This window comes from Vibrio sp. Vb1574 (assembly GCF_033338675.1).
In genome coordinates this window covers 40,467-52,896 of the sequence record NZ_JAWOTC010000017.1, presented here as the reverse complement: position 1 = coordinate 52,896, position 12,430 = coordinate 40,467, and the positions used below count along the sequence as shown (strand labels likewise).

Below are 12,430 nucleotides of genomic sequence, written 5' to 3'. Positions count from 1 at the left end.
GAGACTATTATAATCCAAGCAGGGTACTTCCATGAACCGTGAGAGAAATACTGCTCTATGTGGTAGTCCATTTCTCTAACGAATATAACCATAAAAAATGAAGACATTATTACTAATATGTGTTTGAGTTCAAGATACTCCTTAGATTTATACAAACACATTAACGATGAAAAAAGCACAAATGCTATTTGAGTCATTTCTATAAGAGAGTTCTCCGATGTGCTTTTGTCCATTTTTACGCTAAAATAAATCGTTGCTAACGTATAAATAACCAAAAAAATAAGATAAGATATTTTATATACTAACAAACTAGTGACCGAGGTGTGTTTTTCTTTAATATACATCGTAACTTGTATAGGTGATGGATTTGTTAGTATTATAAATCAAGAATTTTTTATATTTAGTGAATTAAGCGCCATTTAGAATGGAACTTAATTCACCTAACATTAAACTTCGATGGATCTTAAACATTTCTGTTTTAAATTGTTGATTTTATTTGATTTTCTGTTAATTTTGATTAAATAGAATCAACTAGCTTTTATTGAAATGCTTTTCCCATATTGGTGGTATGCCAACTTCTTCTTGAACGATATCAATGAATGCCCTAACCAATGGTGATTGCTGACGGTGTGAGTACATGGCATAAATATCACCAAAATCTTGAGTTTCATATTCTGGTAAAAGTTGAACTAAATTAGAAGACTCTAGGTTGTTAGGAAGCATAAATTGACCTATAAGTGCAGCGCCCAGACCTGACTTTACGCTTTCAATTATTAGCTCAGCTTCATTTACCATGTATGACCCTGATATTGGGTATGTATCTAAACCATCTGATTTTGCTTTGTCGTAGAATTTAAGTTTATCGACAATAAAATTACCATTTGAATAAATAATAAAAGGTAGCTTAACTAACTCATCAGGCGTTTCTGGGTTACCATGTTTTTCAATTAAATTTCGAGAAGCAATGATTGCAGTCGTATTTTTTGCTAATTTTCTTGCTACCATTGATGAATCCCTCATAGGTCCGATTCGAAAAGCAATATCAAAATTACTTCTAATCACGTCTACATGAAGATCATCTAGCATTAGTTCAACACTTGCTTTTGGGTACTTATGTAAAAACTTCTCTATCGAAGGTTGTAGATAGAGTTTTCCAAATAATGTTGAGCTTGAAATTCGTACTTTCCCTGAAGGCTCAGTCTGAAAGTTCTCCGCTATTTGTTGAGTATCATCAAGGAGTTGAGATATTTGGTCTGCTTTTTCAACTATTTGCTTGCCGACTTGCGTTAATGAAAGAGCGCGAGTTGTTCTGTTTAATAGCCTAACGCCTAAGTGCTCTTCTAACTGCTTGATGTGTTTAGATAAAACAGAGCGGTCGATATTCATCCCATCTGCTGCTTTTGCAAAAGATCCAGCTTTAGAGACTTCTAAAAGCAGGTGTAGTTTATTTGCTAAATCCACAATGTTTATCCAAGTTAGATATTAGCGTATTAGTTTCATGTATAACTGCTGCTCTGTCTAGAAATTATTAATATACTTAATAACCAAAAGAAAAGGGAGCAATAGCTCCCTTTAGTATGAATTTAAATGAGTATTTATATTATGGTTATAGTGTTTGACGTTTTTTGTTTCGACTCACTAACATGTAAAAAACAGGTGTGAGTAGTAATCCAAATACCGTTACGCCTACCATACCCGAGAATACGGCAATACCCATTGCTTGTCGCATTTCCGCTCCGGCCCCTGTACCAATCATTAATGGAATAACACCAGCGGTAAATGCAATTGATGTCATTAGAATCGGTCGAAGACGTAAACGACATGCTTCCAAAATCGCTGATAAGGTATCTTGGCCATTGTCTTTAAGTTCTTTAGCGAACTCCACCATCAAGATGGCATTTTTACACGCTAGAGCCACAAGGACAATCAAAGCAATTTGTGTGAATATATTGTTGTCACCACCAATGAACCAAACACCTGCTAGTGCAGAAAAAATGGTCATAGGAACGATCAAAATGATAGCGAATGGCAGTTTTAAACTCTCGTACTGCGAAGCTAGCACCATGAAAACTAACAAAACAACAAGTGGGAATATATACACCATCGTGTTACCAGCCAAAATCTGCTGGTAGGTTACATCAGTCCATTCATAAACCATTCCCTCTGCTAGGTTTTGATCCAGTACTTCCTCAATAGCCGTTTGGGCTTGGTCAGAGCTGTAACCAAAAGCAGGACTGCCGTTTAGTTCTGCACTAGGGTAGCCGTTATAGTGCATCACGCGGTCAGGCCCAATCGTAGGTATGATCTCCAGTACAGCGCCGAGAGGAACCATTTGTCCGGCAGCATTTCTTACTTTGTAGTTAAGTATTTGGTCAGGTTCGAGACGATAGTTCATGTCTGCCTGGGCATTCACTTTGTATGTTCTACCAAACATATTGAAGTCATTGACGTATAATGATCCTAAATAAACTTGAAGCGCATCAAAAACCTGCTCTAGAGGAACACCTTGCAGCATCGCTTGTTCACGATCTATTTGGATGTCCATCTGCGGCACTTGTATACGAAATGTGGAATATAATCCCATCAGCTCGGGTCTTGTTGATGCCTCACTTATTACCAAGTTCAATTGCTTGAAGAGCTCATCAAACCCCTTGTTCGCACGGTCTTCGATTTGAAGTTTAAAGCCGCCAGTAGAGCCAAGTCCTTGGATTGGTGGTGGTGGAAAAATCGCAACGAAGGCTTCATCAATGATTGAAAAGCTCTTATTCAAAGATGCAACAATCGCATTTGCTCCGAGAGTTGGATCATTTCGTTTATCGAAGTCCTCAAGCGTAACAAAAACGATGCCACTATTCGGACTGTTAGTAAAACCATTGACCGATAAGCCTGGGAAAGAAATGGTTTGTGCTACGCCAGGTGTTGCCAGCGCGAGGTTTTCCATTTCTTTAATAACGGACTCTGTTCGATCTAAACTTGCTGCATCTGGAAGTTGGGCGATCGCAACTAAATACTGCTTATCTTGTTGAGGAATGAATCCTCCAGGAACAGCTTTGAATAGAGAAACCGTTCCCCCGAGTAACGCAATGTATACCACCACAACAACAAGGCTAAAGCGAATCAGCTTCTTGACCAGAGCTTGATATTGGTTCGAGCTATACTCAAAAATTCTATTGAATGGCGCAAAAACATACTTACCAAAAACCGCATCCAAGAGTTTGGTTAGCCGATCGGGTTTTGCGTTCTTATCTTGTAATAGCAGTGCTGATAAAGCAGGCGATAACGTCAACGAGTTAATTGCTGAAATAATCGTCGAGATCGTAATTGTTAGTGCGAACTGCTTATAAAACTGACCGGATAACCCTGTAATAAAGGTTGTCGGGATAAACACCGCACATAACACTAATGCAATTGCAATAATTGGCCCGGTAACTTCGGTCATTGCTTGTTTCGTTGCTTCTAGTGGTGCAAGACCATTATGGATGTTCCGTTCCACGTTTTCGACGACGACAATGGCGTCATCGACGACGATGCCTATGGCGAGAACAAGTCCAAACAACGAAAGTGTGTTAATCGATACTCCGAGCATTTGCATTACAGCGAACGTACCGATTAATGAAACAGGCACCGCAATGATAGGGATGATAGACGCGCGCCATGTTTGCAAAAACAGAATAACTACGACAACAACAAGTACAATTGCCTCTAGCAGAGTATGAACCACCGCGTCTATCGAACCACGAACAAAGACGGTCGGGTCGTAGGCTATTTCATATGAAACTCCAGCTGGAAAGGCTGCTTGTAAACGGTCCATGGTTGAACGAACCTGATTAGATAGCTCAATAGCATTAGCACCAGGGCGTTGGAATACGGGCATCGCCACCGCTGGTTTACCATTTAACAAGGCGCGCAGTGCATAAGAGTTTTGACCTAGCTCTACGCGTGCAACGTCTTTAAGACGTGTCAAAGCCCCTGTTTCGTCAACTTTTACGACAATGTCGTTGAATTCATCAATATTCTCCAAGCGGCCTTTTACGTTCAACAAAACTTGGAATTGGTTTTCATTAGCGGCTGGTTGCGCACCTAATGAGCCTGCTGCCACCTGTTGGTTTTGAGATCGGACGGCGGAGACAACGTCCATTACGGTTAGATTTCTAGAAGCGAGCTCATCTGGATTTAACCACAAGCGCATTGAGTACTCGTCACCACCGAAAAGGCGCACATCACCAACGCCTCCGAGCCGAGCTATCTCATCTTTCAAGTTTAAATTAGCGTAGTTAGCTAAATAACTGACTTCACGGCTAGAATCTGGAGAATATATATGCACAACCATGGTGAGTTCAGGAGAGGCTTTTTCGGCAACAACTCCTAACCGTTGGACGGCTTCTGGTAATCGGGGCAAAGCTGTAGTGACGCGATTTTGAATTTGAACCTGAGCTTTGTCCAAGTCCGTACCTAAAGCAAAGGTTACGGTCAATGTCATTCTGCCGTCACTGGTTGCCTGTGAAAACATATATAACATGTTTTCTGTACCATTAATTTCTTGCTCCAGAGGCGTAGCAACTGTTTCTGCGATTACTTTTGGGTTCGCACCAGGATAGTTTGCTGTAACTACTACTGTAGGAGGGACAACCTCTGGATATTCACTCACAGGCAACTGCAAAAGTGAAATTGCGCCTACTATTAATATCAATAGCGATAACATAGAGGCAAATATGGGTCTTTGAATAAAAAAGTGTGCAAATTTCATTCGGTTGTCTTCTTAGTCTTGAGCTGAACGTTTGTTTGGCAACGATGTTGAGTTTGAAGCCATAATCAATGAAGTATTGCTAATATCTAGCGTGACATTTTTTGGTGTGACTTTGCTATTTGGGCCAACTTTTGCTGGGCCATTTACCGCAATAATTGAGTCGGCGTTCAAGCCATTCTCGATAGCACGAAATGTTCCGTAACGTTCGCCTAAGGTTACGATGCTGTATTGCAACGTATTCTCTTCATTGAGTGTTAATACAAAGCGGTTTTCTAGATCTGTGCCAATAGAACGCTCTGGAACGAGAACTCGTTCAACTGGTTTGGTTGTTGATATCTGAACTCGGCCAAACGATCCCACTTTTAAGTTTGATTTTGTTGCATCGAATACCGCTCGAACCTGCAAAGTACCGGTGTTTTCGTTGATGGAGTTGTCGACAAAGTCAACGCGTCCAAAAAACTCCTGCCCATTTTGTCCAGATAGTTCAAGACGAGTAGGTAAGTTAGAGTCGGCATTGATTGTCGAGAAGTAACGGTTCCAAGTTCGCTCATCGACATCAAAGTATGCATATACCTGATCGTTAGAGACAATGTTTGATATAACGCTTTGATTTGCGTTTACATTGTTTCCTTTAGTAATGAATGCTCTTGAAATAGTGCCGCTAATAGGGGCATATATCTTCGTAAACTCAAGATCTAACTTTGCGGATTCTAACTGAGCACGCAAGGCCATTAGTTCTGCAGAGCGTTGTTTTACTGCGGTATCTCGGGCCTCTGCTTGTTCCGCTGAGATGGCCTTTCGCTTAACAAGTTGAGCGGCTCTTTTTTGTTCGTTTGCTGCTTGCTCTAGCGCAGCTCGAGCACTCTTAACTTGCGCTTCAAGTCGTGAGACCTGAGCTTTGAAGGTTCGATCATCAAGAGTGACGAGTAAGTCGCCTTTGTTGACACTCTGTCCGTCTTTGAACTCTACCGTTTCAATAACTCCGGAAACGCGTGGCATTAAAGAAACTTTCTCTGGGGCTTGAAGCCTTGTTGTAAAGGTGAACCACGATTGAACGGGCTCATAGATGACTTTGGAGACGTCTATCGTAGGTAAGGGAGTATTAGGTTGTTTGGTTATCTCTTCGTCTGCACAAGCAGCTAAAACGGATAAAAGGCCAATGCCGAAAACTTTCTTTAACATTTGTCGCGCCCTAAATGATTCTGTTCATACTAAAAGGAACGGCATTGTATTCATTGTACCTATGGGTAAATAGGCCCTCAGCGAACATAGAGTAGTGATAAAAATGCACGATTAAATATTGGTCAAAATGCTCATTTTTTTGGTTTGAAAAAGGTCAGTTTAGGGTTTTAAAGACGTGGAGTATTGTTAAATGTAATAAGCCATAATAGATAGGAATAACTAAACAGAAGCTAAAGATAGCGACGAAAATTAAAGCGTTTTTAATTCGTGCATTATTTGCAATTCACTGATGCAATTTGAACCATAAAAAATTGAAATTAATTTTGTAAAATCCATTTCCCATCACATAAAGAATAAAAACTAAATAAGGAATTGTGCAGTGGATCTCGCAAGCCAACTTGAATTACTACTGGATGTCTCTGAATACGGAACTTTTGCTAAAGCTGCTGACAGAAATCATATAGATCGTTCAGCTTTGTCAAAACAGATCAAAAAGCTAGAGGATGAATTGGGCTTACGGCTGTTAAACCGTTCCACGCGTTCGCTATCCCTGACCAATGCAGGTGTTGAGATGGTGGCGCAAGCCAAGAAAGTAAGAGAGGTTCTAACCGAAACTCGTAGTATTGCTGCTACATTTCAGGATGAACCGAAGGGTAACTTGAAAATATCAAGCTCCACTTTCTTTGGCAGAGCATACTTAAATCAGGCAGTTAAAGAGTTTATAAAACAGTACCCAAACATTACTGTAGAGCTGCTGCTCGATGATAATCGAGTCGATGTTATCCACGAAGGTTTTGACGTTGTGTTTCGTATCGGACCAATCCGAGAGTCCAACATGATAGTACGTAAGTTGGCAAGCAATAATATGGCACTGGTTGCATCAAAGAGTTTTATTGACAAGTATGGAACTCCGAGCTCTCCAGAAGAGCTTATAAAAATGCCAGCAGTAATATACTCTAATGCTAACTTTAAGGCGGATAAGCTACGTATAGCGCCAAGCCAGTCATCAAGCGACGTTAGAACGTATAATATCAACGGGCAGTACTTCGTGAATGAAACTGAGTTAATGCTCGATGCCGTAAAATCTGATCTAGGGTATGCTTTAATAGGGCAGTTCTTTCTTCAGGAGAGTTTGAGTAAACAAGATCTTGTACAGTTGCTTCCTGATTATAATCTTCCCGCAATAGGAGAAATATATGCAATGTATACTCACCGAAATCAACAACCATTAGCCAAACTGTTCATTGATACTGTTCAAAAAATAATAGGGACGCCTCCTGTTTGGATGGATTATCTCAACTAATATGAGTACTAGGACATAATGTTTTAGATTGAGGGCTTGTTTATATTTATCCATAGAATATGGTTGAATTTGCACTTTAAAAATAATTGCCACTGTTCATAATTTCACTCGATTCAAACAACACAAGTAGTGGTAATTAAATGAAAATGACAAGAACGTCGATCGCAATCGCTGCACTTTTCTCTGCAAGTGCTGCAAATTCAGCCATAGTTTATGAAGATCAAGAATCAGTATTAAATATTCATGGCCGAGCGCAAGGGATGTATTATTTCTCTGATGATAAAAATGCTGACGGAGATAATAGCTACATTCGTGTAGGACTTTCAGGTGAGTCTAAAATAAATGAAGATCTTTATGCATTCGGCTTATATGAGTTGGAATTTAAGTCTAATCGCAGAGATGCTGATGGGATTGAAGATGATGAATTTGATATCCGAAAAGGCTATGTAGGAGTTGGTGCAGATTACGGAACAGTAAGTTATGGACGTCAATACGGTGCGGTCACTTTAGTATCTGATTACACGGATATTTTCCCGGAGTTTGGTAATGAAGCTGCTGGCGTAAGTGCGGATCTATATGGTACCGGTCGCTCCGATTCAGTATTTAAGCTAACGACAAGCTATGAAGGTTTGAATATTCATGTTAGCTATCAGGCTGAAAACGATGAAGTGTCAACAGATGCAGCCTCTTATGGTGCGGCGGCGGACTACAAGTTGCCATATGGCTTCAAAGTTGCGCTTGGTTACAACGAAGGTGAAGGGCAATCGGGTGCAGAAGATGCAGAGCTGCTAACGGGTGCTATTGCATTTGAATACGACAAGTTTTATGCCTCTGTTTTATACAGTGATGGTGAAAACTGGGCTAAAGATGGTTCTGAAAGTAATATTGATTACACCGGTATTGAAGCAGTTGCCACTTATGAAGTAACAGATAAGCTTTGGGCACTAGTTGGCTATAACAATCTAGAGCGTGATGATGAAGATGTCGTCGATTACTACTCACTAGGTGCAGAGTACGATTTGACTTCTAATTTTAAAGCACTAGCAGAATACAGAATTACAGATGTAGACAATGAAGACGATATTCTTGCAATAGCTGCGAGATATTCATTCTAAAAAATTAATAAAGCTAAAAAGCCTGAAACTATTTTCAGGCTTTTTTATTTATCGGTGTAACTTCATAAGTGCTGATTTTCATCCATATATAATGGATTATATTGATCGTTACTTGTTTAAGTGTTTTGAATATAATGGTTTTGTTAGCTAGTCCACTGCTAGTTTTCATTTTCATATTTTTTGAATGATGTATTTTTTCTTTGGCAACAAGAAGTGTCTTGTTGCCTTTTTTTTATTTTCACGCTTTATGGTTAATTAAAACGAAAAGAGTAGTTTTATATATTGCTATAAACGAGAAAAATGTAACGACAATTGTCGATCTTAGATTTAGTTAATCTTCATAGAAAATTAAACTCAATTTCAAGGGTCTTTTTCATTTAAGTGATGTGGAATCCATATGGCGAACCAAGTGAATGATAAAGCGCCAAACGACGAAATGTATCTCAATGAAGATTGGAAAAATGATTTTTATGTAAACGATAGAGGTAGGGATTGATACTGTTTATGTAAGGAGAGAGCGATTTATGAAAAGCAGTCGTTTCAATGTGATTAGACACCTTTACTTTCTTAAAATAGGAAGGGCTCTAAGAAAGTAAAGGTGCAGATGATTTTTTAGTTTTTACCGCCGTCACTTGTTCTGAAGTGATAATCGAAGTTTATGATTGCACGATATTTAACTTCATCACGGTTAAGTGCGTACTCTTCAACTCTCACCTTACTATCATCGATTGCAATATCACGAGGGAAACCGCTTCCAATGATGTTTAGACGATTTCTAAGTTCATGTTTTGATAGCGTTTGGTATTCATCGACAAGATCAAACGCAGAGCTATAAGCGGCATCTTTTGTCGTAAAGTCATTGAGAACAACTTTGTTTGTAGAGTGTTCGACATGAATGCCAGCAGTAGCAGATAAACTGAATAATAATAGTGATGAGAGCGTCATTAGTTTTTTCATATAGTCACCTTTTTATTTGTATTACAAAGTCAAGATGTCCAACGAATCCTTGTTAATATCTCTCGACAAAGGTGATAGTGCCACTATAGAAATGTGCTGTACATCACATTTGTGACCATTGACTATGGAAGAATTGTCAACAATAAAACTCAAGCACTTTTGACATTACGGTCAATGTGAAAAAGCGAATATCTGTATGGTTTCGTTAATAATTAAACCACTCTCGGAAACGCTGACTATTCAGTCAAAGCTTATGTTTCTTGTCGTTATAGTGACCTGCCTACAACTTAATCACTTAATGCATGCAATTCAATTGCAATGGCTTGGTATAGATTTTCATTCAAATCTTCCAGCTTAGTAACGATCCTACAAATTCTAGTGATTAAAAAGTCATTGTTTGTGGTTTTTTATTCTTTTGTCGTGTATAAAAAAACTTTACAACAAATGATAAAGGAATATCCATGAAAAAGTTATTGTGTTTTGCTGCACTGGGGTTAGCTGTTTCGACGACGGTTAATGCAGACCCAATTTTAGACGACATCAAAAGTACAGGGGAGCTAAAAGTCTGCTTTGATTCTGGGTATATGCCTTTTGAAATGACAGCAAAAAATGGGCAGTACATCGGGTTTGATATCGATTTGGGTAAACAAATGGCGCGTGCCATGGATGTTAAGTTTGTGCCGGTAAACACTTCATGGGATGGCATTATCCCAACACTGTTGACTGGTAAGTGTCACATGATTATGGGCGGGATGACGATCACACCTATGCGAAATACTCAGGTGAATTTCGCTGATCCCTATGTGGTTATTGGCCAATCCATTCTCGTAGATCTCAAACATGAAGGTAAAGTGTCTAGTTACCGAGATCTCAATAGTCCAGAATATGTTGTTGCAACTAAGCTTGGGACAACGGGTGAGCAAGCGGTAAAACGATACCTTCCGAAAGCTAAGATAAATCTATACGAAACTCAGTCTGAAGCGGTACTTGAGGTTGCCAACGGAAAGGTAGATGCGTTTGTTTATGACTTTCCTTACAACTCTATTTATGTGGCGGAAAACAAAGGGCAGTTAATGCACTTGGCTAAACCGTTTACTTACGAGCCTTTGGGTTGGGCTGTGCCGCAAGGAAATCCAGATACGCTTAACTTCTTAAACAACTATTTACGTCAAATTAAGGGCGATGGAACTTACGATCGCATTTACGATAAGTGGTTTAACGACGATAAATGGTTAAAGCAAGTTAAGTAATCATATTGTTATTGTAGAGGAGCGGCTAGCTTCTGGCTTGGTTCATCGCCAACCAAACGGTTCGCGCTGTGAAGCTAACGCTTTTCTTTATTCAAATACCCAACCAACTTTAATCAAAGTCATTCTCGGAATCACATGCAAAATAACTTTAAATCCCTATTGTGGAACGCTGTTTTTGTTCTTGTTTTGCTATCAATTTGCGGTCTTGTCTATCTGTCAGGTAAGCGAATCGATTACAGCTGGAATTGGGAGCGTGTCCTTCCTTATATTGCCACTAACGCTGCTTCATCCATTACCGCGCCTGTCGATGGGAACATCATTCTCGACGAGAATAACCAACTGGCTCTGGAGAGTATTCATGGTGATATTGTTCTTGAACTAAGCCAATATAAGTCTGTGGACGTCTATGAAGGTGATCTTATTTTTGAAGGAGATACCTTAGCAACTATAAAAGAGTGGCGCTCTGGCCCAATTTTAGATGGTGTTGTGACGACCATTAAAATCTCGCTCTGGTCACTTATCATTGCTCTAGCGTTGGGCTTAGTTGTCGGACTAATGCGTATATCCAGCAATCCGGCATTAAAAAAGCTGGCGCTTGTGTATGTCGAGGTCATTCGTGGAACGCCTCTTTTAGTACAGATTTTTATCGTTTACTTCTTTATTGGTACTGTGCTTGACCTTGAGCGTTTTACTGCGGGAGTGATAGCGCTCTCCGTGTTTACCGCCGCTTATGTCGCAGAAATTGTGCGGTCAGGAATCCAGTCAATCCCAAGAGGACAAATGGAAGCGGCGCGTTCACTAGGAATGAATTATCCCAAAGCGATGATTTATGTCATTTTACCTCAAGCGTTTAAGCAGACATTACCTCCCTTAGCCGGGCAGTTTATCAACCTGATAAAAGATTCCTCACTTGTCTCCGTGATTTCGATTACTGATCTGACAAAAGCGGGCAGGGAAGTCGTAAGTGGTAGTTTTGCCCCATTTGAAGTTTGGTTTACCGTTGCGGCCCTTTATTTGCTTCTAACTAGTACCTTATCTTGGGCAATACAAACGTTAGAAAAGAAATTGGCAGCAAGTGATTAATGGTGGAGTCATTAATGGAATACATTATTTCAGCAAAAACAATTAATAAAATTTACCCTAATGGCTGCCATGCGCTCAAGGACGTATCGGTAAATGTAGAAAAAGGGGAAGTGATTGTAATCGTAGGACCGTCAGGTTCTGGTAAGTCAACATTCTTACGGACGATCAATCAATTAGAGACAATAAATAGTGGGTCTATAATCGTAGATGGTATCGATATGTACCACAAATCCACGGATATCAATAAACTACGCGCTGATGTGGGCATGGTATTTCAAGGCTTCAACCTTTTTCCACATAAAACGGCGATAGAGAACGTCATGTTAGCACCTTTAAAGGTTTCTAAACGTGACCCTGAATCGGTGAAGAAAGAAGCAAAAGATTTGCTTTATAAAGTCGGTCTGTCGGAGAGAATGGATAATTATCCTAATCATTTATCGGGTGGACAGCAGCAGCGCGTTGCAATCGCTCGTGCGTTAGCAATGAAGCCCAACATTATGTTGTTTGATGAACCCACATCAGCACTAGACCCTGAAATGGTTGGAGAAGTTCTTGATGTGATGAAAGATTTGGCCAAGGACGGAATGACCATGGTCGTGGTTACTCATGAAATGGGTTTCGCAAAAGAGGTCGCTGATAGGGTGTTGTTTATGGAAGATGGTGAGCTTTTGGTTTCTGACTCTCCTGAGCGATTTTTTGATAACCCCTCCAATCCTAGATTACAGAAGTTTTTATCTAAGGTCTTATAATAAAAAGAAAATTTGATTGAGGGTTAGTCCCTCAATCACTTCAT

9 protein-coding genes are annotated in these 12,430 nt (G+C 39.8%); 5 read left to right on the top strand and 4 right to left on the bottom strand.

The annotated features are described in order from the left end of the window. Window positions 1-531: 531 nt before the first annotated feature. The 3 genes from R7O12_RS12880 to R7O12_RS12870 all read right to left on the bottom strand — a co-directional run bounded on the left by R7O12_RS12880 (window position 532) and on the right by R7O12_RS12870 (window position 5,929). Window positions 532-1,461, bottom strand: a complete 930-nt coding sequence (locus tag R7O12_RS12880) for a LysR family transcriptional regulator (protein WP_085570003.1) — start codon at window positions 1,459-1,461, stop codon at window positions 532-534. A 145-nt stretch (window positions 1,462-1,606) separates the two neighbouring features. Beyond that, on the bottom strand, window positions 1,607-4,747 hold the full coding sequence (locus tag R7O12_RS12875) for a multidrug efflux RND transporter permease subunit (protein ID WP_318125902.1): 3,141 nt from the start codon (window positions 4,745-4,747) through the stop codon (window positions 1,607-1,609). Window positions 4,748-4,759: 12 nt separating this feature from the next. Beyond that, complete coding sequence (locus tag R7O12_RS12870; RefSeq protein ID WP_262644462.1) at window positions 4,760-5,929, bottom strand: efflux RND transporter periplasmic adaptor subunit; 1,170 nt, start codon at window positions 5,927-5,929, stop codon at window positions 4,760-4,762. Between the two features lie 379 nt (window positions 5,930-6,308). On the opposite strand from R7O12_RS12870, the gene R7O12_RS12865 reads away from it, so the two are divergent. After that, window positions 6,309-7,232 carry a LysR family transcriptional regulator gene (locus tag R7O12_RS12865; RefSeq protein ID WP_005377321.1) on the top strand — a complete coding sequence of 308 codons (924 nt, stop codon included), beginning with the start codon at window positions 6,309-6,311 and terminating at the stop codon, window positions 7,230-7,232. 140 nt (window positions 7,233-7,372) lie between these two features. Beyond that, a complete protein-coding gene (locus tag R7O12_RS12860; RefSeq protein WP_053304411.1) occupies window positions 7,373-8,347 on the top strand; it encodes a porin in 975 nt (324 codons plus the stop codon). 612 nt (window positions 8,348-8,959) lie between these two features. Here the strand turns inward: R7O12_RS12860 and R7O12_RS12855 are convergent. Beyond that, complete coding sequence (locus R7O12_RS12855) at window positions 8,960-9,304, bottom strand: DUF3316 domain-containing protein (RefSeq protein WP_005377323.1); 345 nt, start codon at window positions 9,302-9,304, stop codon at window positions 8,960-8,962. A 461-nt stretch (window positions 9,305-9,765) separates the two neighbouring features. Between R7O12_RS12855 and R7O12_RS12850 the strand changes: the two genes are divergently transcribed. From R7O12_RS12850 to R7O12_RS12840, 3 genes are all read left to right on the top strand, one after another. After that, window positions 9,766-10,554: a transporter substrate-binding domain-containing protein gene (locus R7O12_RS12850; protein ID WP_005377324.1), complete on the top strand. Its 789-nt coding sequence runs from the start codon at window positions 9,766-9,768 to the stop codon at window positions 10,552-10,554. A gap of 135 nt (window positions 10,555-10,689) precedes the next feature. Next, window positions 10,690-11,637: an amino acid ABC transporter permease gene (locus R7O12_RS12845; protein ID WP_005377325.1), complete on the top strand. Its 948-nt coding sequence runs from the start codon at window positions 10,690-10,692 to the stop codon at window positions 11,635-11,637. 14 nt (window positions 11,638-11,651) lie between these two features. Further along, window positions 11,652-12,386 (top strand): amino acid ABC transporter ATP-binding protein, encoded by a 735-nt coding sequence (locus R7O12_RS12840; RefSeq protein ID WP_005377326.1) that lies wholly within the window; start codon window positions 11,652-11,654, stop codon window positions 12,384-12,386. Window positions 12,387-12,430: the final 44 nt, after the last annotated feature.

Bases quoted from the DNA above. Each gene is read 5' to 3' on its own strand.
- R7O12_RS12875 (WP_318125902.1), bottom strand. From the start codon at position 4,747: ATGAAATTTGCACACTTTTTTATTCAAAGACCCATATTTGCCTCTATG.
- R7O12_RS12870 (WP_262644462.1), bottom strand. From the start codon at position 5,929: ATGTTAAAGAAAGTTTTCGGCATTGGCCTTTTATCCGTTTTAGCTGCT.
- R7O12_RS12860 (WP_053304411.1), top strand. From the start codon at position 7,373: ATGAAAATGACAAGAACGTCGATCGCAATCGCTGCACTTTTCTCTGCA.
- R7O12_RS12855 (WP_005377323.1), bottom strand. From the start codon at position 9,304: ATGAAAAAACTAATGACGCTCTCATCACTATTATTATTCAGTTTATCT.
- R7O12_RS12850 (WP_005377324.1), top strand. From the start codon at position 9,766: ATGAAAAAGTTATTGTGTTTTGCTGCACTGGGGTTAGCTGTTTCGACG.
- R7O12_RS12845 (WP_005377325.1), top strand. From the start codon at position 10,690: ATGCAAAATAACTTTAAATCCCTATTGTGGAACGCTGTTTTTGTTCTT.
- R7O12_RS12840 (WP_005377326.1), top strand. From the start codon at position 11,652: ATGGAATACATTATTTCAGCAAAAACAATTAATAAAATTTACCCTAAT.